Here is a 26,723-nt window from a genome sequence, read left to right as displayed (position 1 = left end):
CATAATGTACCAAAGAGGTTAACGCCATGCAACTGATGCTACACGGCTTGCAATATGCAGGCTGAACCGAAACACATTAATTTCAAGTGCCACTTTTAATATAAAAATAGTGCCAACTCTTTTTAATAGAAATCGACACTAAATTAATTCCCAATACGTTATCGTGCCTCTTTTGGCGGCTGGCATACGTCGCATTTACGCTGGTTATTATTTTTAAACTTCGTAAATGTTTTTTCGAAATTGCTGCCACATTTACATTTTAATAGTAATTTCTGAGAAAAACCATGATATTCCGTCGTCAGAAGCTTACTATCAGAATTCTTTTCAACAAATTCTTTAATTTTCTCAATCGTCCATCGTCTGTTCAACTCTTGCACCTCCATATTTTTCGCTATGCGGAGGCTTCTCTTGGCATCCGTTCAATCATAAGAAAAAGGATTAATAATACTAAGTTCCTTATTATAGCATGCACTAGCTCATTTAAAAAGATGGAGAGGATAACTAAACCTAATGATGGGTTGGGTATCTCCTTATCCTGCAATCTCAAGGAAAATTGCAGCTGCATTGTCTAACTGGATGTTTCTAATCAATTGGATGAAGTGACAACAGATACCAATTCCTTCTCTTAATATAAATTAAATAACTTTAGAGAAATTTCCGCAATGAACGAGCAAGAAGTTAGGACCTTCCCAAAAATCTTGAAGCTGATAGTGAACAGAAAAATATTCAGGAAATCTCATTATTCAACGAGATAGAAAACACTTTGAAATCAGACTAATAGGATCATCATTTTTATCACTATCGCACCAAATGGTAAAAGTACAACATTTGGATAACAAGACTACACAAAACAACGAAGAACAAAAGTCATCTCTCCGAAAAATGAATTAAAGAAATACCTGGAAAGAAAAGACCATGAAGTTATTGATTAACAAAAAAAAGGTGTTACTCTATGGTTTATAGGAGGACAAGACTTGTCTCATTTTATAGAAAGGTTGAGAAAATATAACATCTCTTTCACATTTGCTTATAACGGAAGTAAATCAACTGCCAAATAACCTTCTTGGTTTACTTCTTATCTAGAAAAAGTAAAAAGAGGACTTACCACAAGATAAGTCCTCTTTTCTATAAATTAATTGTTAATTGTTAGTACTAAAAACAGTTCCAGTTCCTCTTTTTTCCTCTTTTATTTGGGAAGGTTCTCTTTAACACAGCTAAATGAAGTTTCAAAGCCATCACTTTGATATTTTAAAGCACGTTAAAATTACCTTATTTATAAAACTTCACCATTCGTTTCAATTGCTTTTTTGTACCAATCAAAAGAATCTTTCTTAAAGCGTTTCATGGTTCCGTTGCCCTCGTTGTCGCGGTCGACGTAGATCATGCCGTAACGCTTTTTCATTTCTCCGGTTGTGAAGGAGACAATGTCAATGATGCCCCATGGTGTATAACCCATTAAATCCACACCATCATACGCAACTGCCTTTTCCAATGCTTCAATATGCGATTTTAAATACTCAATTCTCGACGCATCATGCACCGAACCATCCTCTTCCAGAACATCTACAGCGCCAAAACCGTTTTCCACGATAAACAACGGAATTTGATAACGGTCATAGAATCGATTTAATGTGTAACGCAATCCTGTTGGGTCAATTGCCCAGCCCCAGTCACTCGCTTTAATGTAAGGATTCTCTACACCGTTCGGTAAGCCGCCGTTCACTATATTCCCTATATTGTCCTTTTTGACATCGCTTTTTACCGTTGTGGACATATAATAGCTGAAGCCAAGATAATCGACAGTTCCATTACGGAGAATTTCATCATCCCCGTCTTCCATCTTAATGTTGAAACCTTCCCGTTCAAACTCCTTGAGCGCATAAGCCGGATAATAGCCGCGCACCTGGACATCCGGGAAGAAATAACGCTGCCGCATTTCCTCTTCCGCAAGCATGATGTCTTCCGGATTGCAGGAATATGGATAAATTGGCACATGCGACACCATCGCCCCAATTTGAAATTCAGGATTGATTTCCTTTCCCTTAGCCACCGCCAGCGCACTTGCTACTAACTCATGATGTGCAGTTTGATACATAACCTCTCTGGCATTCTCGCCTTCCTTCACCGAGACACCCGAGTTTGTCCATAAGAAAATCGGGTTGTTCACATCCATCTGGTTATTGATTTCATTAAACGTCATCCAGTATTTCACTTTATCCTTGTACCGTTTGAAGCATGTTTCTCCAAATTTAACAAAGAAGCCGACAACTTCGCGATTGTGGAAACCGCCATATTCCCGGGCTAGATGCAGCGGCATTTCAAAATGCGACAAAGTAATGACAGGCTGGATGCCATGCTTCAGGAGCTCATCAAACACATCATCATAGAATTGCAGCCCGGCTTCATTCGGTTCAGTTTCATCTCCCTTTGGAAAGATACGGCTCCATCCAATCGAAGTCCGCAAGCATTTCAATCCCATTTCCGCGAACAAGGCAATATCTTCTTTATAGTGATGATAAAAATCAATTGCTTCATGGTTCGGATAAAACTCGTTCTCCTCAATGGCATCAGTAATTTTCCGGGGAACGCTGTGTGCGCCGGCAGTCATTACATCAACAACGCTTGGCCCCTTGCCGCCTTCACTCCAGCCGCCTTCAAATTGGTGGGCAGCTAAAGCGCCGCCCCATAGAAAATCTTCCGATAATTTACTCATCTCAAAAACCCTCCTATTTTACAACCGTAAATAATTTCTGATTTGACAGTAGTTTCTTTGCATTTACACTAATAATTTCTTGGAATGATTGTGTATTTGTAATAATGACCGGCGTTACTGTTTTAAGGCCTTGTTTTTCAATCAATTCCTTATTAAACTCAATCAGCACCTCATCTTGATGGAATTTATCGCCTTCCTTCACCTTTAAATCAAACGGCTTTCCTTCTAATTTAACAGTATCAAGTCCAATATGAACGAGTACTTCCACGCCATTATTTGAACGTAGGCCAATGGCATGCTTGGTCGGTGCCACCATCACGACGGTTCCATCAAAAGGGCCATGCAATTTATTATCCGTCGGCTCAATGGCGACACCATCGCCCATTGCACCGGAGCTGAATACCGGATCCGGCACCTCTGACAATGGAATGACTGTTCCGCTTAGCGGTGAATAAATAACTTCTTCATATTCATCAGGCTGGCTTATTACTCCAACCTGTTCTGCAGGTTCACTGTCCGTTTGTTTAGCTGTATCATCCCCGTATCCGAAAATTTGAATCAAAATAACCGGAAGAATAATAGCAATTGCCACTCCAATCAAGATTCCCCAGATTGATAGAGGGAATTTTGCATTGATTCCATTTACAATTGTTAACGGCCCCGGCAGCCCTGCATAGGCAAAGTAATATGGATGGAAAAAGCTTGCTGCGATGGCTCCAATCGCACCGGAAATACATCCAAAGATAAAAGGTTTCTTAAATCTTAAAGTAACACCATAAATCGCCGGCTCTGTAATTCCGAAAATTCCGGTGACCCCGGCAGAAAGACTGACTTTCCTCACTTCCTGGCTCTTTGCTTTTAAAAGAACACCAAAAACTGCACCAACTTGTGCGATAACTGCGATAGTTTGATAGGCTTGGAAGGAATCGCGGCCATGTAAATCAAAGTTTGCCATGACCATTGGCGTGATGCCCCAATGGATACCGAAAATGACAATCACTTGCCAGAATCCTCCAATCAGTGCTCCAGCTAGTACTGGCACATGTTCAGCCAGGAAGTTGTATCCGTTCGCAATCCCATTTGCACCTGCAGTCGTAATAGGACCAATAACGAGAATCGTTAACGGCACCATCACAATCATACAGATTAATGGCACAAATAATGGTTTGATCACTTCATTCATTCGTTTGTTCAAGAATTTTTCAAGGTATGACATAATCCAGACTAAAAACAGCGGCGGCAGAACAGATGACGTATAAGTCGTCTTTGATAAAACAATGCCTAAAAATGTAATAGTCTTTCCACTTGCAATTTGTGCAGCCATATCGGCCCATGTCGGACTTACAAGCGCAGCGGCACAGGCGACCGCAATAAACGTATTGGCCTTAAAATGCTTGGATGCGGTAATCGCAATAAAAATTGGAAGAAAAGTAAACGGCGCCCAAGACATAAAACTTAATACTTGATATGTGCCAGTTTTGGAAAAACCGTCAAATAATAGATTAATAATGATTAACGCACCCTGTAAAATACCTGAAGCGGCTAAGATATAGATAAAAGGAGCAAATACTGCCGACATTGTTGCAATCACGCGATTTAAAACGGTTCCTTTATTTTCACTTTCCGCATCAGAAGTTTCGAGATTTACAAGTTGGTTAAATTCCTCATAGACCTCACCGACACGCTGCCCGATAACAACTTGGAATTGGCCGCTATTTTCAACGACGGTAATAACACCCGGCATTGAGGCAACCTCGTCTTTCGCTTTCGGCTTAGATCTTTTTAACACCAAACGCAGCCTTGTTGCACACCGTGTCGCTCCAATGATATTTTCTTCCCCGCCAACTGCCGCCAAAATATCTTTTGCCAGCTGGGGATAATCTCTTACTTTTGCCGACATATTCTTTCCTCCTTACTGATCCTTTTTTTAAAGTTGTTTGTCAATTCAAATTGTTTACGTTTTCATTATAATTGTACCGGTATAATTTTTCAATACCTAAACAATATTTTTATCACCATTCAATATTTGTAAGCGTTTTATGTTATAATGAAGAAAAGATCAATTAAAGTTGAGGACACAGTTATGTTAAAATATCAGCAGATTGCAAATGAAATAGAAAAATATATTCAGGATCATGACCTGAAGCAAGGTTATAAGCTGCCAGTTTTGGAAGCATTCATAGCACAATATGGAGTCAGCAAAAGTACAATCACGAAATCTTTAGATCTTTTGGAGAAAAAAGGGGTCGTCTTTCAAGTCAGGGGAAGCGGCATATTTGTAAGGCGCCATAAACGGGAAGGTTATGTAAGCTTGCTTTCCAACCAGGGGTTTAAAAAAGACCTAGAGGATTTTCAATTAACCTCAAAAGTCATTGAATTAAATGTCGTCAAACCAACACAAGAAGTAATGGATAACCTAAACATTGGACCGGATCATGATGTCTATTATGTCAAGCGGGTTCGCTACATTAATGGAGAGACATTATGCTTTGAAGAATCTTATTATAATAAAGAAATTGTTACTTATTTAAATAAAGAAATTGTATCTGAATCAATCTTTCAATATATTCGTGAAGGACTTGGATTGAAGATTGGATTTTCAGATCTGTTCCTTCATGCGGATCAATTAAGCCCAGAAGAAGCGGAGCTTTTAGGGTTAGAACCCGGCAATCCTAAGTTCTGCATTGAAAGTTTGTTTTATTTAACAAACGGCCAGCCATTCGACTTTTCGAAAGTCACCTATAACTACAAACAGTCACACTTCTTTATTCAGGTGAATGGCCAGTTGATCTAAGAAGAAAAAAGGATATGCGGTGTGGGAATTGAGAAAATCGCCCCTGCGGATCAACTTCACGATGAACGGAGAGAACAAATAAGTTAAGCTACCCCTGAAATTGCTCGCTTTGGCCCCATAACATACAAAATGAGCATGACAGTTGCCGAGGCTTGAATTAGCTACAGTCTATAAAAATCATTCTAGAACTATAGGCAGTTTATATAGGCTGTCATAGAATAAAGTAAATAGACCAGGCAAAAGAGCTTATGTTTGTGGTAAGCTCTTTAACCTTTATAAGAGTCAATGGAAAATGGCAAAAACAATCGCTTTCTCCTTTATATTTCGTTTAAAAAAACGCAGCGGAAATACTAATCCGCTGCGTTCTTTTGTATGTATCCACTATTGATAATTAATAAAAGCTGGTGCCGGGTCCAGTTCTAAAACATCTTTAGGAGTCATTAAAGGCTGATCATTCTTATAGAAGAGCTTGAACCCGCCGTACTGGATAGGCTGGTTTCGCACAAGCTGGTGATAGCCTGATCGTTTTAAGGCTGGAATTCCAAATCCATCATTATTTAAAACGACTTCCACATTTTTTGTCGGATGAATTGCGCTTTTATTGCTGATAATTTTGCCTGCAAATTGATGGACCACGACCACTTTGTCTGGAAGTCTGTTTTCTTTTGTTAAATTGGATACATATTCAATCGCTTCTTGTATATCCTTACCATCCACATGCCCCAGATTCTCGCCTGGGACCTGCCCTTTACTGACATGAAACTCGGTATCTATCGCTAAATATACATTTGGCAGTTTCAAATATTTTTCTATCGATTTTACCTCGTTCATAACGCTGTCGCGGCCTAGCTGGACATCTAAAATCAATACAGCATTATTTTCTGTTGCCAGCTTCGCATATTCTTCGATGTCGGCAGTAGGTGTCGGATGCACATACAGACCCTTTGGTCCAGGATTGCGCTGTGCAATAGTTGTGATCAATTCAATTGCAGGGATAGCAGGCCTTTTAGGGTCCAGTTCAGAATAAGCACGTGTTTGCTTCATCAATTTATCCATTAAAGCACGAGGACTATATTCTCCTAAAATCCCCATTTGTTTCGAATGGGGACTTCCATAATACGAAACAATTCTATATTTCTGGAGCGGCCCCTCTGTCTGATCTGCCGCACCTTTTTGCAAGACTTGTCCTAAAGGGACACTTCTGTCCGTTGCATCTCCATGCGCCTCTGATTTTGGCATATTAGCTACCTGTTCTTTGGTATACTTCTTTTCTAACGGCTGTGCCTTCTGGGAAGGTTTGATAGCCTGATAGGCCGCCATATGCGGGAATCTAGGAGACTCTATTAATTCTTTAGTTAAATTCTGCGAACTTATGGCCGGCCTTTCACTTAGCTCCGGCCCTTCTTTTTGTGAAGTTGCCGTTTCTGAACAGCCAGTTAACAGTACATACGGGATGGCCGCCAAAGAAACTCCTGCCCTTATTATTTTTTTCACTTTATCCCACCTATTTTTTACAGCAAATATGGTTTTTCTCCACTTACTGATTTTTATACTTTAAAAGTCTACTATATATGTATTGGAATTAATTAAAAAGCGTCATATTACACATACCACATCTTGATTTTCCTAAACCACTAGTACAAAAAATTTGATTCAGCAAGACATTTAGATTAAACAAAGTAAAAAAGGAGAGGGGAATTCCCTCTCCTGCATTAACAATACTATTCTTAAAGGCATACTCAATTGTAAAAAACACCCTTTTCACCTTTTGGTATTTCGTCCATTGTTGCACCTCTCTGTAGTTTTCTTCATTGTATTACAGAGGGTGATAGATTCTGCAAAAACCTTACTTATTATATAATAGATTAAAGCATATAAAGAGAGGTAAGATGAATAACGATGAGTAAGACATTTCCTAAATGGTTTGATATCTTTATGACTCCCCTAGAGAAAACCAAGTTTAAATTAATTAGACAGAATTTACTTATTAAAGCAAAGGGTTTGGTATTGGAAATAGGTTCAGGCACAGGAATAAATTTTCCTTATTACTCTGAAGACGTGGAGGTTATTGCTATAGAACCTAGCCAGGATATGATTGAGCGTTCAAAAAAGAGAAAGGATATGTCCACTGCTAAAATACAAATCCACAAAGAAAGTGCAGAAACGTTACCTTATGAGGACGGAACTTTTGATACCGTTGTAGCTACATTGGTTTTATGCACGATCCCTAATCCTGAACAATCGCTTAAAGAAATGAAAAGGGTATGTAAGGATGAAGGAAGAGTCCTTGTATTCGAACACGTGAAAATGGATAACCCCCTTTTGTATAAAATGCAAAAGAGGTTAACTCCCTATTGGAAAAGGATTTGTGATGGCTGTTGCTTAGACAGGGACACAGAAAAAACAATTAAGGAAGTTGGTTTTGACATCGTAGAGAAAAAAGAATTTTACAATGGCCTCTTTGTTCAATTGGAGTTAACGAAAACATACTAGTAATTTAATTTAATCGGTATTGGAATTTTTTTAATAATAGATTGATAATATCGCTTTGCTTGGACAATGACTTTGTTTTTAAATTTTGATTATATTAAATCCGCTCCATATTCTCCCGAACCTGATGTCAATTGAACTCCCTAAACAAGAATCTGCAGGGCTTCTTCTGATCTCCCTTTTTTCTCCAGCCAGCGCGGGCTTTCCTTTACAAAAAACAGCAGAAAGAAAAAAATAATGGCAGGCGCAGCACCAATCCCTAACATCCAGCGCCAGCCTGTTGTTACATTCCAATGCTGTCCTCCTTGATTTGCAACGGCTGCATTAATAAAAAACACGACCGATTGACCGATACTGATTGCGAGCTGATCGAGAGAACCCGTATTTGTACCAATGTCGCCATCAGTATGCTCACGTTATTGTTTAGTCAAAGGAGATTTCAGCGTTACACCTAACTTTTTAGCAACATATCCTGTTGTACTGGCTTGCAAAAGTATTGTGACCAAAATGGCTATAAAAGTCACTGAAGAAATTTCTTGTGCGTATTTAACGTTAGATGCGACTATCATTCCTGATAGAGCCGCAGGAATAACACCGGTTTCTCTGACCCAAAACATGAAGAAGATTTCATTCCATCTCCATTTAGCCCTGCGGTCCGGCAGGGTGCAAATCATTACAGCAAGAGGTCTTGCTATAAACATAAAAACCAAGACGATTATGATTCCACGAAGCCAAAACTCGCCAATTACATCAAAATCTACTTGAGTGCCCAGCAACATGAAAATAAGCGTCCTCATGATTAACGTTACCTTTTCCAAGAAATTCGAGACTGAACCATTCGTTTCATCTGAAATATACACACGGAATAAACGTGAATTTACTAAAATCAGTCCAGCAGTAAACGTAGCCATGAATCCACTTCCCTCAAGAAGTCCGGCAGCTAAATAAGAGCCAACAGCGGTAACCAGATTAACAATGGCGTTGTATTTCCGTAAGAATCCCAATCTGCGTTGAGAGATGGTAAACGCCGCGACCAATCCCACTGTAGCCCCGATAAGTATGCCTCCACCAGCCTCGCGAAGGAAACTCCAAATGCTTGAGGAAACGGACAAACCAGTTCCACCGACAATCGCACCTAGCAGTGTAAAGGTCAGGATAGAACCTGTTGCATCGTTAAAAGCAGATTCACTCTCTACCGTCTGCCTTACTTTTTCTCGAATGGTCACCTGTCTAAATACAGGTATGAGTGTCGCTGGGTCTGTGGATGCAATGACGGACGCAAGTAACAGTGCATAAATTAGAGGCAATTCTAATAAATAAAAGGCAATCAGTGCAACGACAGCTGCAGTTACAATGACTCCAACAATCGATAAAAGGGAAATCGTGATCCAGACCTTTTTCAGAATGGAAAGCTGAATTCCCCTTCCCCCTTCAAATAAGATTAAAACCGAACCAAGAATAATAATAAATTGAGATATGACTGAATCAATTGGAACTTTGATGACATCTAACAAGGAAGGTCCAATTATGATTCCTACTATCATGAATAAGGCTACATCTGGAATTTTTAAACGTTCTGCAATCTTCATGACAAGTAATCCAAGCAATAACACTATGGTGATTGTATATAAGTCCTGTTGAGCTATTTCCATTGCACCAGCTTCCAATTTATGCACCAGCCTTCCTTAATCCTACTGTTTAGTCCAAATGTGAAAATTCCTCCAAATCCTTTATATTGCCAATGAGAACTAACATATCCCCCTTATGAATAATCTGTTCTGGAGAAGGAGAGACAGTAATTGTTCCATCACTTTCAATAGCAATTGCAGTGAGATTATAGTTCGCTCGCAAATCAAGCTCTCTCAAACTTTTGCCTGTCATACTCAATGGGGTTCTGATTTCTTCTATACTGTATTCATTCGAAAGCTCAATGAAATTTAACACATTGGGTGACAGAAGCTGATGGGCGACACGTTCCCCCATATCTCTTTCCGGGTAGATTATCCAGTCTGCTCCTACTTTGTGTAATACTTGCCCATGATTCTTATTAAGGGCTTTCGCTATCACTTTTTTAACCCCTAACTCTTTTAATAGCAAAACGGTTAAGATACTAGACTGCATATCATTGCCAATTGCCACAATAACGGCATTAAAATTTCGGACTCCAACTGACTTCAGTGCTTCTTCTTCTGTAGTATCTGCTACCAATGCGTGAGTAACAAACATTTCGGCATCCTCTACTCTCTCTTCGTTTATATCGATTCCCAATACCTCTTGATCAGCTTCATTTAATTTTTGAGCTACACTGGTACCGAACCTTCCTAAGCCTATTACAGCGAATTGAAGTTTTTTCATTTTTACCACTCCCTATTTTTGATTATCCAATCATAATCTTTCCTTTCGGATAGCGAATAGGTTCTTTATTCCCTCTTCGTCTCATAGTTAGAGCATAGGCAAGCGTTAAAGGTCCCAGCCGACCTGCAAACATAGTAAAGATAATGATCACTCGTCCAAAGGGCGATAATTCAGGGGTTAATCCCATAGACAGACCTACCGTACCAAACGCAGATGTAGCTTCAAATAGGTACATGATGAAATTATGTCGTTCACCTTCGGTAATGGTAAGAAGCATCGTAACAAACATCACGAGGAATATCCCCATTGCAGCTACTGCTAGGGCTTTTAAAATAGTTTCCATTACAATTTTCCGGCGGAACATGACCACATCTTCTTTCCCTTTCATTTGGGTCCATACCGTAGCCGAAAGAACTGCAAAGGTGGTAATTTTTATTCCTCCCGCAGTAGAACCCGGACCAGCTCCAACGTACATTAAGAAGATAATCAGGAGCAAAGTGGATTGGGCTAAATCTCCAATAGGCAACGTATTGGCTCCGGCAGTTCTTGGTGTGATGGCCTGGAATAAGGAAGCCAACACTTTTCCTGAGCCAGACAATGATTCGAGCGTTTTGGGATTCCCATATTCAAATGCGAAGATTAGAATAGCTGCTCCAAGTGTCAAAATTAGCGTAGTTGCTAAAACCACCTTTGATTGTATGGAAAGACGGCGGGTCTCACGGTATTCGTACAGTTCATTCAGAACTATGAACCCAAGTCCGCCTAAAGTAATCAATGCACCCACGGTAAGCACCACAGTCGGGTCGTCAACAAACGGAGTGAGGCTTCGGAATTCACCGTTCAGATCGAATCCTGCATTGTTAAAATTTGAGATGCTATGGAATATTCCCCAGTAAATTGCTTTACCAACTGACATTTCTAAAGAGAAACGGATCGCCAAAATAATGGCACCGGTCAGCTCGATAATTCCAGTGAATATTAACACCCTCTTAACCAACCGCACAATTCCTGCTAGGGAAATGTTATTTAAAGCCTCCTGAAGAATCAGCCGGTCTCTTAGAGACACTCTCTTACCTAAAAGGAAGGCAAAAAAGGTTGCAAACGTCATAAAGCCTAACCCACCAACTTGGATGAGTGTTAAGATGACCAATTCCCCGAAAGTGGTAAATGTATCGGCTGTATCCACAACTACAAGACCCGTTACACAGGTGGCAGATGTAGCAGTAAATAAGGCATTTAAAAACAATAACCCTTTTCCATCATGTGTCGCAATGGGAAGGGTCAATAAAAAAGCTCCTATTAAAATTAAAACGGCAAAGCCTAAAACTAAAATTTTGGGTGGGTCAAAAAAGGCTCTAATTTTCTTCATTGTGTTCTCCTCTAAAAATAGTTTAAAATACCATAAATTATCTACGATATACTTACAATAATTCAATTAGGAATTTTCTATTCTCCATTCATCTTCTTATTAATTATCCTTAGAATAAACTTTTATATACCCATTACCCTTCTATTGTTAATCACATTAGTTTTACCTGCCCATAGGTATAAAATAAAAAAGGCTGCCAAAGCAGCAATACGTTCTTAAATTAACGCACCCGTAGTCATCCATGAATCGAACAGATAGCGATTCAACAGTATATAAATTTTAACCGGAGATTTGAAGAGCCATTTCTTTTAATTTATCGATATCCCCTGTAAAAATGATTTTAATCTTATTTTTGTACACAATGCGTTTATGAGTATATTCCATTTTCCTTTCATTGTATGTTTGATTTCAGGGGTTCTAAAATTCGTAATTCCTCTCCCATCCGCAGATAATACCAATTTACCTTTAACATAATCGAAACTTTCATATTTAATGATGTAATTAGGAATTCCAGATGGTAATTGAGTATAGATAAAAAGTGCTTCATCATTTTAAAGAACCTACACTTTCAATAAATTTACCTTCTTTATCATTCTCTCAATCATAAACGTAAAATGAAATATCACGTATTGGTTCTTTAGGAATAAATAAATAGTTTCATGCGCTTCTATATCTTTTTAAAAAAGGGGTGAAAATTTGAAATTCGCAGAGATAAATTATTAAAAGTTATCGGAATTATTTTTCAGGCAACGCTAAAGGTGCCGTGCATGAGCGACATGACACGTTAAAAATCCGATGTTGAATTTCGAGTCTTCTCCAGACAATACATTAGAAGGCGAGTTTATAAAGTATGTCTTCTATTTCCTCCGAAAGTTTATAAAACCCTATCGGGTTCAACCGAAAAAACAATCCACTGTACGATTTGAAACAGCACCAGGAAAACAAGCTCAGATGGATTGGGCCGATGTAGGTATGTATGAAGTAGATGGTAAACTTCAAAAAGTTTACGCATTCATCATGGTTTTAGGTTATTCCAGAATGAAATATGTGGAGTTTACAACAGAACGGTCTACCGGAACAGATTCTCTATGACAATATGAAAACAGTCGTCACGAAGCATAGTCCAGTAGAGATTTCGGTTCTATACGTAAAGAATAATTTCTTCCAAAAAAAAACATGAACCTACATATACGCCTTAAATCATGATATCCGTATATGGCTTGATCAAACAGCGAATCAAAAGAAGAATCAAACAACTAATGAACCACCGGTTCTACGCCTACAACACGAACAAAGGTTTCTTCAGACTTGGGGAACAAAACCCCTCTTCCCGACTAGTCATTGGGAGATGCGTGAAGTAAGCCGAGATTGTTTCATCTCTTATTTAGGCAAAAAGTATTCCGTCCCTTTCCGGTATGCGGGCCACAAAGTAAAGGTTAAAGTAACCTTGGATCATCAAATTGAAATCTATGATGAGAAGGAGTGCGTGGCTAAACACCCTATTTTAACGGGTAAAACGAGTGTTCATGTGAAGCTAGAGCATTATGAAGGATTACACAAAACAGGAAAAGAGCAGGAACATGAGAATCCCACTGGTTTGGCGGCCAAAGATTCTGGAAATGTCCCTCCTCCTATTGTTGAAACACGATCTCTAGCTTCTTATGCTGCTCTCGAAGAAGGTGATTCAATTTGAAAAACTAACTCGAAGAGCAGCTAGAGAATCTTGGTTGGCAGGAAATAGCCAACCAATTAGATGATCTTTTAGAGAACGCTTCTAGAAATAATGTACCATATTTTGATTTTTTGTACACTCTTGTTTTGAGAGAAACTGAAGCTAGACAGGCGAATCTCTTGTCCAAGAGGATGAAGAGCGCCTAGCTTCCTTACATGAAGAACATCCATGATTTTGAGTATACGTTTCAGCCTAGTGTAAGTGAACAGCGTGTGAAGGAAACCTTGACTTGTAGGTACATCGCAAACGGGGAAAATAGGATTCTATTAGGTCCACCAGGTGTAGGGAAAACCCATTTAGCGATATCCTTTGCCGTAGAAGCTATTACACAAGGATACACTGCGTTATTTTTAACAGCTGATGATGTGGTATCAGAATGCCGAAAGGCAGAATCAAAAGGAACTCTCCATCGCTTAGTTAATAAATGGAGCCGCCCCAATTTACTCCTCATCGATGAGGTAGGATATTTTCCATTTGATGAACTAACAGCCAATATCTTTTTTCAGGTGGTGTCCAAACGATATGAAAATGGGGCTATGATCTTAACATCTAATAAATCATTTATTGAATGGGGAAAAGTATTTGGGGATGATGTTTTAGCTACAGCGATTCTAGATCGACTCCTTCATCACTCTGTCACTTTTAATATCAAAGGAGAGTCCTATCGCCTCAAAGAAAAGAAAAAGGCTGGAATGTTCCCAGCCAAAGTAACTGAGTAACCGATATAAATGGGGACTTTTATTCCGATGACAATGGGGAAAAATAAACCGACGTTGACATCTAGCACCCTAAATCGAAATATATCAATTTGTACTATCTTTAGCGTTAAATATCAAGTTTACGGGTACCGATCCATTTCACCATTTCAGGGTCTTGATGTGAAAAGAACAAGCTTTGTTTCGTATCTAAGGCAGCCATTTTCTCCATATCTTCTTTGCTTAATTCAAAGTCAAAGATATTGAAGTTTTCGATGATTCTTTCCTTACGAACAGATTTTGGAATCGCAACGACGCCTCTTTGTGTTAACCAGCGTAAAGCCACCTGTGCAACGGATTTATTATAATTTTCAGCAATTGATACCAAAGTTTCGTTCTGGAACATGTTATTTTTTCCTTCAGCAAACGGTCCCCAAGATTCAATCTGAACATTGTTCTCTTTCATTAAGTTATGACTTTCGATTTGCTGATTAAAAACATGTGTTTCGACCTGATTTACGGCAGGTACAACTTCATTATGGATGATTAAATCAATCAGGCGGTCTGAATAGAAGTTACTTACTCCGATTGCTCTGATTTTTCCCTCCTTGTATAATTCCTCCATAGCTCGCCAAGAACCATATACATCGCCGAATGGCTGATGAATCAAATACAAGTCTAAATAATCCAATTGAAGTCTTTTTAGTGAATTGGCAAATGCTTTCTTTGTGCTCTCATAACCAGTATCCTGAACCCAAAGTTTTGTTGTGATGAACAATTCCTCTCTTGGCACACCGCTCCGCTTGATTGCTCTGCCGACTGCTTCTTCATTTAGATACGAGGCAGCCGTATCAATTAGACGATATCCTGCCATAATCGCATCGTAAACAGCTTGTTCACATTCATTTTCATCCTGTATCTGAAAAACCCCAAAGCCAAGAATGGGCATTTCAACACCATTGTTTAAAGTTACTTTTTGCATAAAAAAATTCCTCCTGTTAATTAAATTTTGAATGTCTTATTTGCCTGCTCTTTTTGCATATTCTGCCGGGTAGCGCTCTCCCGAAATTTCAATCTTTGATAATGCGCCGTTCAGATCATATAGTTCTTCAGGAGTCAGCTTAGCTTCCGTTGCGCCCAGATTTTCTTTCAGACGTTCCAGTTTCCTTGTACCGGGAATCGGAACAATCCATTGCTTCTGAGCAAGTACCCATGCTAGGGCGATTTGAGCAGGGGTTGCATCTTTCTCTACTGCAATCTTCTTTATAAGTTCGACCAATATCTGATTAGCTTCTATATTTTCCGGCTTGAAGCGAGGAACAATACTGCGAAAATCGGTGCTGTCAAATGTTGCATTTTTATCAATTTTCCCAGTAAGGAAGCCTTTGCCCAGAGGACTGAACGGCACAAATCCTATTCCAAGTTCTTCAAGGGCAGGCAGAAGTTGTTCTTCAGGACTTCTCCACATCATGGAGTATTCACTTTGAATCGCAGTCAAAGGCAAAACTGCATGTGCACGGCGAATCGTTTCTACACCTGCTTCAGAAAGTCCCCAGTGTTTTACCTTACCCTCCCTAATTAGGTCTTGTACTACTCCAGCGACTTCTTCAATTGAGACATTTGGGTCAACACGATGCTGATAGTAGCGGTCTATGGTATCAATCTTTAAGCGTTTGAGCGAGCCTTCGACCGACTGCCTAATTGTTTCTGGCTTGCTGTCAAGCACCTGCTTGCCATTTTCCATGTGGATACCGAATTTAGTGGCAATGACCACTTTTCCCTTGAAAGGTTTAAGCTTCACCAACCAGCTCCTCATTCACATATGGACCATAAACTTCGGCGGTGTCGAAGAAAGTCACGCCTTGATCAATGGCTGCATGAATCAGCGAAATCATCTCTTTCTTGTCCGATGGCGGACCATAACCATGACTCATTCCCATACAGCCAAGACCTATAGCAGAAACTTCTAAGCCGCTATTCCCTAACTTTCGCTTTTGCATATTTTGTCTTCCTTTCTTTTTTAATGGCTCTGTTAAAGTTTATTATTGATATTTACGTCTTTTCTATAGATTATGAAAATAGCAGCCATCTATTGGCTGCTATTTGATGTTTTTATCTATCATGGTTAAATTACTTATGCTATTTCCCTGTAAATCTTGATAATTTAATAAAAACTCCTAACCCAGCTAAGAAAAAACCTAAACAAAACAAACTAGCTGGACTACCCCAAACTATATCACCCATAATATACCCCCTATATTTTCCTAACACAGGACAATTTTACCATATTAATTAAAAAAATCTCTCTAGTTGACTAATAAATAAACATTATTATTTTAACAAAGCCTTTTTAATAATGATAGGTTATACCCTCTCAAATTCTTATCTTAATAAAATGACGGCTTCGCCCAATCTGTATCCGGTTCACTCACCCCTAGACTAGTTTGAAGATATTTATCACTTTTTTCTTCGATAATATCAATTATTAATTGAGTGACCGCTTGACGTGTTACTTGCGCACCTTTAAATGGTTCCCCTTTTTGGGTAATCATATATTTTGTATTATCAGCTTGGTTGTAAAGCCATGTCAGTCTTAAAAGAGTATAATCCAGATTAGAATTTTCTAATATCCGTGCTGATTCAATCTGAGAATGCATTCGAGGACTTCCGCCAATCAGCGCTTATTCCACTTACCGAAAGCTCCGGGCATTTCATCGTAAATTCCAAGAACCGATGCCGCTATTACTCTCCGTACTCCTGCATCATACAAGGCATCAATGATTGTTTTTGTTGATTTATCGTCACCCATGTCGTTTATATATACAAGGTCAGCATCCCTCATAGCATTGAGCAGTTTCTCTTTGTCTTTAAAATCACCGTCAAAGATAACTTCCCGGTTATCATCATTAATGGTTAAACGCTTATGACTGTCTCTGGCATAAAGTACAATTGAATGGACAGTTTCATTGAACAATTCTTTTCTTAGCATACGAGCTATTTGACCTGCTGCACCTAAAATCAATACTTTCATAATACCCCCTCCTCGTATAGAAAAATGCTTGCGCCGATTCATTTTTGCCCGCCACCATGAACACAGGCGTGCCTATGGGTTAGAGTGCTAAAACAGTGTTAAGCAGATACTATACGCCGGCAGCAGCATTGACTTTATCCGAAGCTGATGAGAGTTAGCATGTATATTTCCGATGTGTTATTCATGGTATTCTATCTCTCCCTTATCTATAATTTGAAATTCTTAAGTTGAAAATAAGATGTGCGATAACTTATATCCATATTATGCATTAAATGAAATCACACCAGGTATCACAATCCTGTCAAATGATTGCACAATCCTCTCACAGCCATTTACGTTAAATATGAATTAGCACTATAATGGACCCATGATGAAGCAAACCAAGGAGGATTGTATGTTTGAACAATTCTATAGACAAAGAGTTGAACTCGCCAAAATCATAGAGGATCACATAGGAAAGGACGGTTCTAACATGACTGCTATTCCGTATTTAATTTTCTCCCGTTACTCTAATGAAACTGGACCAAATTACGGAATATACAAGCCTTCCTTATGCATTGTCGTTCAAGGAATGAAGGAGGTAATGCTGTCACAGGAGCGTTTTCAGTACGGCCCTGCCGATTACCTTGTTGCATCCGTTAAGCTCCCAATATCCGGACAAGTGACAGAAGCCTCTTCACAGAATCCGTACCTGGCTCTGAAAATTGAATTTACACCAAGTCAAATTTTAGAGGTGTTGCATGAAACTGAAATGGGAGTAAAGAAGGAAAATCCCAAGAGAGGCATGTATGTCAGCAAAATAGAGCCATCACTAATGGACGCGGTAATTAGGTTAGCGCGGCTCCTAAATAATCAGAAGGATATCCCGGTACTTGCTCCTCTAATATTGAAAGAAATCATCTATAGAGTTCTGCAAGGAGAACATGGCGGGATGCTGAAACAAATGGCATTAGAGGGAAGCTCTGCTAATCAAATCAGTGATGTGATTGAACACATCATGAATAACTATGAAAAGTCATTTAAGATTGAGGAACTAGCTGAAATTGGGAATATGAGTGTTTCTTCGCTTCATCGGCACTTTAAAGAGATAACCGCTATGAGCCCGATTCAATTTCAAAAACAACTTAGATTGCAGGAAGCCCGTCATTTGCTGTTATCTGAATCATCGGATGCCGCTGATGCTGCATTCCGGGTCGGATATGAGAGTCCATCACAATTCAGCCGTGAATATTCCCGCATGTTTGGTTTACCGCCTAAAGAAGATATCAAACGCTTGAAGGAAAATCATGAGAAAACCATAAACTCATCAAGCCCTGTTAAATGCCAGTCCTCTTGCGTCGAGAAGAGGGTTAATTTTCCAAGAAGATGCACTAATCTTGAAATTGAGCTAACGAACAATCAAAACTCAGATTGGTAATACTAGTCCAAAAAAAAATGGGGCTGCCGCAGCAGTCCCGCATTGTCCGCTTCAAGCATCATATTTCTCTTCACAAACTAAAGGAATACACCTCGAATCAAAGACCCTTGTGTGTGCTTTATAATGTGTTATACCATTCATCATTTACAGGCTCTAACCAATCGGTTTCTCCTGGTGTCATGGCTAAATGTACAAACCAGCTGTCTTTTGTCGCTCCATGCCAATGTTTTACATACGCCGGAATATTCACCACATCGCCTGTTTTAAGTAATTGCGCCGGTTTTCCTTCTTCTTGATACCATCCTTCGCCACCGGTGACTAACAAAACTTGTCCCGCTTTATGAGAGTGCCAATTATTGCGGGCTCCCGGCGCAAAGGTTACATTGCCAATGGGTGCATTAAGCGGAGTTGGGTCGGTAAACACCATTTGTAAGTATGCATCTCCAATAAAGTTCGCTTCAACTTTTTGTCCCAATGGGAAGATTGTGCTGTTTGCTAACTGTTCATTTATCATATTTAATTCCTGCTTTCTTTTAATTTTTCACTCTGTTAATTTGTATTGTTATCTCTGTATTTATCTGCTTGTTGCTATGGCATTTACCGGATACCAATTGTCTCCGCGTTTCTCAAAATGCATTTCCATTTTCATACTCCATGTGTTTCTGAAACCATAAATTCTAGCATCAATTTTAGTCTCACAAACGAGAATAGCACTATTACCATCTATTGTGATTGCTGTTTTTCGAGGCATGATTTTAAAGTATTTCATTTGTTCATTTTCTATTTGCTCAAGCCATTCTTGCTTACCTTGATGATACCCAGTCATGTGTACTAATACATAATCAGCATCAAGAATTTTATCCAATGTCTCCGTGTCTTTATTAACCATTGCGTCATCAATCCGCTGATAAATTGCTAGTATGTTTTGTTTATCTTCGCTCATTTTTTTACTTGCAGCCTCATATGAAATTCCCGAAGCGTTAGTTACTACCAACAATTCTTAATATCAGAGCTTTAACAGAGCATCGATGGAAAATAACTTTTTTAGCTTTTCCACTACTACTGTAAAATTTAAAATTTCTTTTCCGCCAAAAACAAAAAAAATACCCAGGTCTTTCAAATAAGCTAGGTAGGCATCAGAAACTTGCTCTGTAAGCACCTCCGCTATATGATCCTCCGACTAAAACTAAACCTTACGGGTCCGGACAATTAACGTAAAGATGACGATAATGGCAAATACAAGCATTATTGTGCTTCCAGTCAGAGCGGCTGATATCCTGTGTGCAAGCAGCTCCCGTCCATTAAGCACGGCGGATCCTGTTGAAGCAAATACCGTAACTAGAATGCCAAGTCCGAGAGAACCGCCAAGCTGATGGGCAACGTTTACCAAACCAGAGGCGGCACCAGAGTCTTTTCCGCTAACTCCCTTAATACCTGAGACGGTTAAGGGTCCGAGAGAGCCGCCTTGTCCAATGCCAATAAGGATCATTGGCAGCGCGATTCCAGTAATATAGCTAGTGTCGACTGATAGGCGGCTAAGCCACAGTATCCCGATCATTGTCAAGGTGACTCCGCCTGCAAGCAGCCGGGGGTTGCCGAATCGGCGTGTGAATTTTGGCACAGCGATTGCCATCAAGAAGTTAGCCACTGTCATTGGAAGAAAGGCAAGCCCAGCCTCTAGAGGGCTATAATTGCAAACACCCTGAAGAAATTGAGTAATGAAGAACCAAAATCCCATCATCGCGCCAAGGAAAAGAATCCGTCCTAAATAGGCTCCGACTCGCTCGCTGCTAGCGAACAGGTGCAGCGGCATAATTGGCTGCTCTGCATGCGACTCGTTGAAAATGAAGAATGCCAGAAGCAGAACTGCAGCTGTAAGTGCTCCTGCAGTCAAAGGATTGCCCCAACCGGTGTCAGCGGAGTGAACGATGCCGTAAACAAGAGCAGTCATCCCAAGGGTCCGCCATTGTTTTTGATTTCTTCTTGCAGTTTCTTTAAGCGTTCTTCCCGGCGGGCAGCCAGCACCAGCTTTGCACCTTTAGATGCCAGTTCTTTTGCAGCAGCTTCTCCAATCCCGCTGGATGCACCTGTTATTATGACAACTTTATCTTGTATAAAATTTTTTTTATTGCTTCAAGAGATACGGTATGGATAATCCCCCAGATTACAGCGGTTTGTTGACCCCTAAGCTGCGGCGGACTTCCAATCCTGGCTTCACTGCTAATTTAACAACCAAGTCAGCAACACTCTTACGGGATACATCGTGCCCTTTGAATGGTTCGCCTTTCTGAGTTATCTCATAGTCAATTTCATCTTTATTGGTAAACCAGCCGGGTCTCAAAATTGTATAGTCGAGAACTGAAGCTTCAATAATCGCTGCTGAATCTCGATAGGAATCTAAAATACTTCTATACTTCTCTCCTGGGACTTCCTCATAAATCCCCATTGAGCTAATCCAAATCAGGCGTTTAATGCCAGCAGCATTCATCGCCTCGACAACCGTTTCTGCCATTTCTTCCAGACTGCCAGCAAGATTTGCGTAAACAACATCTTGGCCAATCATTGCTTCTTTTAGTTTTTCTATATCCAAAACATCGCCTTCGATTACACGTACACGGCTTTGATCAATATTTTTTAGTCTGCTTGAATTGCGCAGATAGAGCGTTAATTGTGCATCCGATTCTTTTAAGAATAAATCAATTGCAGCACGGGCGATTGAGCCGTTTGCTCCAAGAATTAAAACATTAGTCAAATTAAACGCTCCCTTTCATTATTTAATAAGGTAAACATCCAGCTGTCCTTGACAGCTGGATGGAAGTTTTACAGTTCTTGAATTGTTGGGCGGATAATCATCTCATTTATTGCTACATCAGATGGCTCTTCAATTGTATAGGAAATTGCACGAGCAATGCTCTCAGCTGGAATCGCAACTTTGTAAAAGTCATCAATGCCAGATTTTAATTCCGCACCCGAAATCGTTTCTGGCAATTCAGTAGCAACCGCTCCCGGTGATATGATGGTTGTACGAATATTGTTCACCGCTTCTTCTTTACGAAGACCTTCGGTAATTGCACGTACAGCAAATTTGGTACCACTGTAGACAGAACCTGCCGGCCCAATTAAGTGTCCTGCTACAGAAGAAATATTAATAATGTGTCCTTCTTTTCTTTCTCTCATAAAAGGAAGTACAGCAGCAATCCCATATAGTACGCCTTTGATGTTCACGTCAATCATCGTATCCCATTCTTTGATCTTTTTCTCAAAGACAGGAGATAGCGGCATTAAGCCTGCATTGTTAATCATGACATCAATTTTCCCAAATTCATCAAGAGCAATCTGGGCCAATTCTTCCATTTGTTCATGCGAGGTAACATCCGTCACTTTATAAATTGCCTGCCCGCCAATACCTTGAATTTCTTCCTGTAATTTCTTTAAGCGATCTTCACGCCGAGCTGCCAATACCAGCTTTGATCCTCTAGACGCAAGTTCTTTGGCAGCAGCTTCTCCAATCCCGCTAGAAGCACCTGTTATAATTACAACTTTACCCTGAATATTAGACATTAAAGAAAACATCCTTTCTGTATTAACATACTTCAAAAGTGTTTATATAATAAACATTGATAAATTAATGAACACCTGTCTATAATTATAAACAGATACAAAACACTTACAATGGTTAAATAAACACGCTTTGTTAAGTAATGAACAAATATTATTAAATTGTTAAATATCTTTATGAAAGTTTGGTGATCATCACAATGCCTAAAGTGGATAGAAGAATAGCCAAAAGCCAAGAAGCCATTAAAAAAGCCGTTATTGAATTAATGTCCGAAAAAAATTTCGATGACATTACGATACAAGATATTTCCGACAGGGCTAATGTTAGCCGGGGAACTATCTATCTTCATTACACGGATAAATATGATCTACTGGATAAGCTCATTGCTGAACATATTGAAGAACTTCGGAAAATATGTGAATCTGCATCTGAAATGGATTATGTAGACGCAAATCTTCCTTGGTTCGAATATCTTAAAGATCATTATTTATTCTTTTCCACGATGGTTGCCAGTAAAGGGGCCCCGTCATTCCGCAGTCAGTTTCTTGAATTTCTCATCGAAGAATTTAAAGATGAAGTTGATGTAGAAAAAGGTAAAAACCAGGGATTAAATGAAGAGGTTATTCTTCAATTTATTGTCACCTCTTACGTTGGGCTGGTCGAATGGTGGTTTAACAATGGAATGCCTGTTCCGCCTCATGTGATGGCGGAACAAGTAGGGATTTTATTGGATAGGAATTTATAAAAAAACAGAGCAGTGCCTGCACACTGCTCCTAAGGGAAAGTCTATGTTATCTGGTACATGTTAAAACCGCAATGTATATCAGATGCTGGCCTAAACTAAGGGACCAACTAATGGATGCGGTACATATGGATCCTCTAGAGAGGCTATTTCTTCAGGTAATAGATTAATTGAAAGGGCTGGTACGGCATCTTCCAGATGTGATATTTTTGTAGCGCCAATAATTGGAGCTGTTACAGGTTCCTTTTGGAGCAGCCAGGCAAGTGCAATTTGAGCACGGGGTACGCCGCGTTTTTCAGCGATTTCAGCAACCTGCTTCGCGATCAATCTGTCCGTATCTGCAGTAGCATCATATTTAGACTTCTGGACTTGGTCAGTTTCGGAACGATGTGTTGTTTCAGCCCAATCACGTGTCAATCTTCCTGATGCAAGCGGGCTATACGGAATCACACTGATTTTTTCTTCCCTGCATAACGGCAGCATTTCACGTTCCTCTTCACGATACAAAAGATTTAAATGATTCTGCATCGATACAAACCGGGTCCACCCATTTTTTTCAGCAACATGGTTTGCTTTTAGGAACTGCCAGGCCAACATTGCAGAAGCACCAATGTACCTTGCCTTACCAGCTTTCACTACATCATGCAATGCTTCCATTGTTTCTTCGATAGGAGTGTTATAATCCCACCGGTGAATTTGGTACAAATCTACATAATCTGTTCCGAGCCGTTTAAGACTCTTATCAATTTCACTCATAATATGCTTTCGGGAAAGACCTTTGCCATTCGGGCCTTCATGCATAGGAAAGTAAACCTTAGTAGCGATAACAATTTCATCCCTATTGGCATATTCCTTCAGGATTTTCCCAACAATTTCTTCGCTTGTTCCGTCACTGTATACATTCGCTGTATCAAAAAAATTAATACCTAACTCAAGAGCTTTTTTAATAATTGGACGTGATTCCTGCTCACCTATAACCCAGGGATGCACCCATCTCTCTGCTACACCAAAACCCATACAGCCAAGGCAAAGCCTGGATACATCCAGACCGGTATTCCCAAGTTTTACATATTCCATTTGTTTGTCCCCTCTTTCCAAATAGCATAGTGTAACTACAACTATTATAACCAGAAAGAAAGCACTCTCAATTGTTAAATGAACGCAATTTGTGTATTGCTAAACAAAACAACTAAATTTGTTCATTATTTTTGAAAAAAACATAATATTAGAATCATTGAGCTCTGTGCATTAAATAAATTTGATTGGCAATATAATCTGAACGAAAGTGTAGCCCTTCTTTACCCACCACCAGCAATCATTAAATTTTATAAAATTAAAGGTTTAATTAACCATAGACTAATAGAACTCATTTCCACTTAATCTAGAAAGTGCTTTACAAAATTTTGTCCATTTCGGCGGGAAGTGAATACTTCCGACTTTTATCTCGCAGTGGGTATCATATTCAATACGTACACTCCAATGAGTCCCATCCAATACTGGTCCAAAAACATTATATTCTTCTGCCCAATTAACAAAATCGCATTTATGAAGTTCAGTTAGAAATGATTCTATGTCCTCTTCTGTTATCACTCTAATATCGTTAACAGGTGATCCGTCGTTGAAAGGAAAGTCCGTATGGTGTTCCACTCTTTTTTCAGCTAAATCAACTTTTACCTGACTATATGGGCCAGGAAATCCACCTGCCTCTGAATATATTACTCTAATTCTTTCATATGGTTTCTTGCCTCTATACTTTTTCCATTTATAATTACAGTCGATACAATAATACTTGGCATTTCCAACTGAATAGGTATCATGAGTGAACTCATCAGCTTGTAATTGAAACTCAAGCTGATTTGGAATTTCCGGGATTATGTCATAGGTATTGTATCTTCTGCATTTTGGGCACATTGGTGTAATTCTTCTTAGCTTGTGCAGCTATTTCTGACTTAAATAAGAATAGTTGGACCCTTTGATTTATCAACTCGATAAAAAAGAAACAAACAAAAAACAACTGCCCTCACTTTAGGAATAGGCAGTTGTCGTACTCTCTTTCAATATATTTCTATAAAGTCTTTCAAATTAATGCTTAATGTTCATATGACTTACCTTGGAATGATTGGCAGGATTAATTGAGTTGGATGCCTCTCATCGTGATATATTTTTTGAGTAGCCAGCTTACTATCTGCATATGTTCCATCTTTGTCTATTCTAAATGAATTTAGGTTTGCGTCAAATGCAGGGAAGTTGCTGCTCGATATTTCAATACGGATTCTATGTCCCTGTTTGAATAAGTTGCTCGTATTCCCTACGTGGAAGCGATATTCATAAATTTCCCCAGGAATAATTGGACTTGGATCTTCATTTGAATCTCTATAGCTGGCCCTTTGAATTCCTTCTAGTAGATTAATCGCTTTTCCATCTGGATGGACATCTACCAGTTTAACGGTAAAATCAGTATCGTTAGCGGAGGATGATGCATAAATGATCGCCTCAACCGGTCCGGTCACCTCTAAATCTTCTGTAAGTACATTAGATGTATAAACCATTACATCGTTGCGTCCTTCGATAATTCGCTGATCCTTAGGGCCCATCGGGGTTATGGCAGCATTGCAGCAGCTATGCCCTCCCACACTCGGTACTGGGTCAAGCGGATTATAGACATAAATGTCTGGAATCTCCTGGTTTGGTGTCTGGCGATCCAGCGATCCATCACCATTAACAGAGTTCGCTCTTCCTTTGCTGTGTATATAATAAGGCGTATATTGTGTTCTGGCTAACGGCCATTCATGTTCCTGTCTCCATTTATTTTCACCCATGACGAATATGGATACCGGCGGTTCATCCATAATACCGTTCTCGTTCCCTTTTAACCAGTAGTCATACCAGCGAACCTGAATGTCATCAACGACATTATTGGCTTCTTCCCCGAAATAAATGTCACCGACAAAGTTGGTCCATGGCATATGATACCAAGGTCCAATCACCAACTTTTGATTTTTATTCAATTTGGAGATTCCGGTGTAATTCCTGATGGTTCCTTCTATGAAAATATCATACCATCCCCCAATATGCAGGGAAGGAACATTCAATTGATTGTATTTATCCCCCAAGTGCCATTTTTTCCAATATTCGTCGAATGTCGGATGAGAGAGCCATTCATAATAGAAAGAAGTAATATCAGAGTCAATTAGCGGGTGGTCGGTAAGCGGCAAATGATCGTATTCTTCATTGATGGTCGTATTAATCTTCATTAATTTTCGGGCTGCTTCCGGCTTCCCTTTTCTCATCGCTTGATCCAATGACAAAAAGGCTGACCAGGATTGCAAGAAGGCTAAGTGGGTGGCACCATTTTTATAAGACCAATCTTCATAGTAACCGTCATTGGTAAAAGCCGGGGCAATCGCCGTTAATCCCTCAGGATTTTCGACAGCAGGATGCAATTGGGTGGCTCCTACATAAGAAAAGCCATACATGCCAACCTTCCCGTTTGATCTTGGCAAATCCTTCACAAATTTAATTGTATCCAGTCCGTCCTGGCGCTCATAATGAAAAGGATTAAATTCACCTTCCGAAGCATATTTCCCTCGTGAATCCTGGGTTACTACTATGAAACCTTGTCTGGCATACCACTCTGGATGCAGATAACTCATGAACTCAGAATGTGATTTATCGTAAGGGGAACGCATAAGCAGAACAGGAAATTCACCATCCGCTTTCGGATAATAAATATCTGCCAGTAAAGTAACCCCATCCCGCATAACGATTGGTATATTGGCTTCAATCTCAACTTCATAAATTTCATTAACAGTAATCACTTTCATTC

Annotated in this window: 25 protein-coding genes and 3 pseudogenes; 7 read left to right on the top strand and 21 right to left on the bottom strand. The window is 39.6% G+C overall.

The features are described 5' to 3' along the window. Positions 1–158: 158 nt before the first annotated feature. The 3 genes from ACN6MY_RS08095 to ACN6MY_RS08085 all read right to left on the bottom strand — a co-directional run bounded on the left by ACN6MY_RS08095 (position 159) and on the right by ACN6MY_RS08085 (position 4,613). Complete coding sequence (locus ACN6MY_RS08095; RefSeq protein ID WP_419883500.1) at positions 159–368, bottom strand: hypothetical protein; 210 nt, start codon at positions 366–368, stop codon at positions 159–161. 905 nt (positions 369–1,273) lie between these two features. Further along, positions 1,274–2,713 (bottom strand): 6-phospho-beta-glucosidase BglA, encoded by a 1,440-nt coding sequence (bglA, locus tag ACN6MY_RS08090; RefSeq protein WP_419883499.1) that lies wholly within the window; start codon positions 2,711–2,713, stop codon positions 1,274–1,276. 13 nt (positions 2,714–2,726) lie between these two features. Further along, complete coding sequence (locus ACN6MY_RS08085) at positions 2,727–4,613, bottom strand: beta-glucoside-specific PTS transporter subunit IIABC (protein ID WP_419883498.1); 1,887 nt, start codon at positions 4,611–4,613, stop codon at positions 2,727–2,729. Positions 4,614–4,796: 183 nt separating this feature from the next. Here ACN6MY_RS08085 and ACN6MY_RS08080 point away from each other — a divergent pair, with 183 nt between their 5' ends. After that, positions 4,797–5,507, top strand: coding sequence for a GntR family transcriptional regulator (locus tag ACN6MY_RS08080; RefSeq protein WP_419883497.1), 711 nt, complete (start codon positions 4,797–4,799; stop codon positions 5,505–5,507). A 381-nt stretch (positions 5,508–5,888) separates the two neighbouring features. Here the strand turns inward: ACN6MY_RS08080 and ACN6MY_RS08075 are convergent, their stop codons facing one another. Then, positions 5,889–7,001 carry a hypothetical protein gene (locus ACN6MY_RS08075; RefSeq protein ID WP_419883496.1) on the bottom strand — a complete coding sequence of 371 codons (1,113 nt, stop codon included), beginning with the start codon at positions 6,999–7,001 and terminating at the stop codon, positions 5,889–5,891. A gap of 405 nt (positions 7,002–7,406) precedes the next feature. Between ACN6MY_RS08075 and ACN6MY_RS08070 the strand changes: the two genes are divergently transcribed. After that, the gene (locus ACN6MY_RS08070; protein WP_419883495.1) at positions 7,407–8,000 is read left to right on the top strand and encodes a class I SAM-dependent methyltransferase; all 594 of its coding nucleotides are present in this window, start codon (positions 7,407–7,409) and stop codon (positions 7,998–8,000) included. 140 nt (positions 8,001–8,140) lie between these two features. On the opposite strand, the gene ACN6MY_RS08065 is transcribed toward ACN6MY_RS08070, so the two are convergent. From ACN6MY_RS08065 to ACN6MY_RS08050, 4 genes are all read right to left on the bottom strand, one after another. Continuing rightward, positions 8,141–8,335: an MFS transporter gene (locus ACN6MY_RS08065; protein WP_419883494.1), complete on the bottom strand. Its 195-nt coding sequence runs from the start codon at positions 8,333–8,335 to the stop codon at positions 8,141–8,143. Between the two features lie 78 nt (positions 8,336–8,413). After that, positions 8,414–9,649, bottom strand: a complete 1,236-nt coding sequence (locus ACN6MY_RS08060; RefSeq protein ID WP_419883493.1) for a cation:proton antiporter — start codon at positions 9,647–9,649, stop codon at positions 8,414–8,416. A 46-nt stretch (positions 9,650–9,695) separates the two neighbouring features. Further along, positions 9,696–10,352, bottom strand: a complete 657-nt coding sequence (locus ACN6MY_RS08055; protein WP_419883492.1) for a potassium channel family protein — start codon at positions 10,350–10,352, stop codon at positions 9,696–9,698. Between the two features lie 22 nt (positions 10,353–10,374). Beyond that, positions 10,375–11,721 (bottom strand): TrkH family potassium uptake protein, encoded by a 1,347-nt coding sequence (locus tag ACN6MY_RS08050; protein ID WP_419883491.1) that lies wholly within the window; start codon positions 11,719–11,721, stop codon positions 10,375–10,377. A gap of 864 nt (positions 11,722–12,585) precedes the next feature. Here ACN6MY_RS08050 and ACN6MY_RS08045 point away from each other — a divergent pair. The 3 genes and pseudogenes from ACN6MY_RS08045 to istB form a co-directional block, all read left to right on the top strand. After that, positions 12,586–13,018: pseudogene (locus tag ACN6MY_RS08045) on the top strand (IS21 family transposase); the annotation flags it as partial. A 51-nt stretch (positions 13,019–13,069) separates the two neighbouring features. Then, complete coding sequence (locus ACN6MY_RS08040; RefSeq protein WP_419884107.1) at positions 13,070–13,414, top strand: Mu transposase domain-containing protein; 345 nt, start codon at positions 13,070–13,072, stop codon at positions 13,412–13,414. 194 nt (positions 13,415–13,608) lie between these two features. Next, complete coding sequence (istB, locus tag ACN6MY_RS08035; protein ID WP_419883490.1) at positions 13,609–14,172, top strand: IS21-like element helper ATPase IstB; 564 nt, start codon at positions 13,609–13,611, stop codon at positions 14,170–14,172. 106 nt (positions 14,173–14,278) lie between these two features. Here istB and ACN6MY_RS08030 read toward each other — a convergent pair whose 3' ends face one another. The 4 genes and pseudogenes from ACN6MY_RS08030 to ACN6MY_RS08015 all read right to left on the bottom strand — a co-directional run bounded on the left by ACN6MY_RS08030 (position 14,279) and on the right by ACN6MY_RS08015 (position 17,179). Continuing rightward, positions 14,279–15,130 (bottom strand): aldo/keto reductase, encoded by an 852-nt coding sequence (locus ACN6MY_RS08030; protein WP_419883489.1) that lies wholly within the window; start codon positions 15,128–15,130, stop codon positions 14,279–14,281. Between the two features lie 36 nt (positions 15,131–15,166). Beyond that, positions 15,167–16,148, bottom strand: a pseudogene (locus ACN6MY_RS08025) (aldo/keto reductase). 387 nt (positions 16,149–16,535) lie between these two features. Next, positions 16,536–16,805, bottom strand: coding sequence for an NAD(P)H-binding protein (locus tag ACN6MY_RS08020; protein ID WP_419883488.1), 270 nt, complete (start codon positions 16,803–16,805; stop codon positions 16,536–16,538). Between the two features lie 17 nt (positions 16,806–16,822). Next, complete coding sequence (locus tag ACN6MY_RS08015) at positions 16,823–17,179, bottom strand: NAD(P)H-binding protein (protein ID WP_419883487.1); 357 nt, start codon at positions 17,177–17,179, stop codon at positions 16,823–16,825. Between the two features lie 394 nt (positions 17,180–17,573). On the opposite strand from ACN6MY_RS08015, the gene ACN6MY_RS08010 reads away from it, so the two are divergent. Then, complete coding sequence (locus ACN6MY_RS08010; RefSeq protein ID WP_419883486.1) at positions 17,574–18,596, top strand: AraC family transcriptional regulator; 1,023 nt, start codon at positions 17,574–17,576, stop codon at positions 18,594–18,596. A gap of 118 nt (positions 18,597–18,714) precedes the next feature. Here ACN6MY_RS08010 and ACN6MY_RS08005 read toward each other — a convergent pair whose 3' ends face one another. From ACN6MY_RS08005 to ACN6MY_RS07980, 6 genes and pseudogenes are all read right to left on the bottom strand, one after another. Next, entirely contained in the window at positions 18,715–19,110 is a 396-nt protein-coding gene (locus ACN6MY_RS08005) for a cupin domain-containing protein (RefSeq protein WP_419883485.1), read from the bottom strand. A 60-nt stretch (positions 19,111–19,170) separates the two neighbouring features. Beyond that, positions 19,171–19,539 (bottom strand): nuclear transport factor 2 family protein, encoded by a 369-nt coding sequence (locus ACN6MY_RS08000; protein ID WP_419883484.1) that lies wholly within the window; start codon positions 19,537–19,539, stop codon positions 19,171–19,173. A 243-nt stretch (positions 19,540–19,782) separates the two neighbouring features. Then, the gene (locus ACN6MY_RS07995) at positions 19,783–20,547 is read right to left on the bottom strand and encodes an MFS transporter (protein WP_419883483.1); all 765 of its coding nucleotides are present in this window, start codon (positions 20,545–20,547) and stop codon (positions 19,783–19,785) included. Positions 20,548–20,555: 8 nt separating this feature from the next. Further along, positions 20,556–20,711, bottom strand: a pseudogene (locus tag ACN6MY_RS07990) (SDR family NAD(P)-dependent oxidoreductase); the annotation flags it as partial. Between the two features lie 49 nt (positions 20,712–20,760). Continuing rightward, positions 20,761–21,348 carry an SDR family oxidoreductase gene (locus tag ACN6MY_RS07985; RefSeq protein ID WP_419883482.1) on the bottom strand — a complete coding sequence of 196 codons (588 nt, stop codon included), beginning with the start codon at positions 21,346–21,348 and terminating at the stop codon, positions 20,761–20,763. Positions 21,349–21,416: 68 nt separating this feature from the next. Next, complete coding sequence (locus tag ACN6MY_RS07980; RefSeq protein ID WP_419883481.1) at positions 21,417–22,157, bottom strand: SDR family oxidoreductase; 741 nt, start codon at positions 22,155–22,157, stop codon at positions 21,417–21,419. Between the two features lie 197 nt (positions 22,158–22,354). Between ACN6MY_RS07980 and ACN6MY_RS07975 the strand changes: the two genes are divergently transcribed. Continuing rightward, positions 22,355–22,900: a TetR/AcrR family transcriptional regulator gene (locus tag ACN6MY_RS07975; RefSeq protein ID WP_419883480.1), complete on the top strand. Its 546-nt coding sequence runs from the start codon at positions 22,355–22,357 to the stop codon at positions 22,898–22,900. Positions 22,901–22,990: 90 nt separating this feature from the next. Here ACN6MY_RS07975 and ACN6MY_RS07970 read toward each other — a convergent pair whose 3' ends face one another. The 3 genes from ACN6MY_RS07970 to ACN6MY_RS07960 all read right to left on the bottom strand — a co-directional run bounded on the left by ACN6MY_RS07970 (position 22,991) and on the right by ACN6MY_RS07960 (position 26,715). Continuing rightward, positions 22,991–23,974 (bottom strand): aldo/keto reductase, encoded by a 984-nt coding sequence (locus ACN6MY_RS07970; protein ID WP_419883479.1) that lies wholly within the window; start codon positions 23,972–23,974, stop codon positions 22,991–22,993. Between the two features lie 279 nt (positions 23,975–24,253). Further along, a complete protein-coding gene (locus ACN6MY_RS07965) occupies positions 24,254–24,808 on the bottom strand; it encodes a hypothetical protein (RefSeq protein WP_419883478.1) in 555 nt (184 codons plus the stop codon). A gap of 194 nt (positions 24,809–25,002) precedes the next feature. Then, complete coding sequence (locus tag ACN6MY_RS07960) at positions 25,003–26,715, bottom strand: CocE/NonD family hydrolase (RefSeq protein ID WP_419883477.1); 1,713 nt, start codon at positions 26,713–26,715, stop codon at positions 25,003–25,005. Positions 26,716–26,723: the final 8 nt, after the last annotated feature.

This window comes from Peribacillus sp. B-H-3 (genome assembly GCF_048572925.1).
GTDB lineage: Bacteria > Bacillota > Bacilli > Bacillales > DSM-1321 > Peribacillus.
Note: the sequence above shows the minus strand (reverse complement) of the source record. Positions and strands in the feature narration are given on the sequence as shown.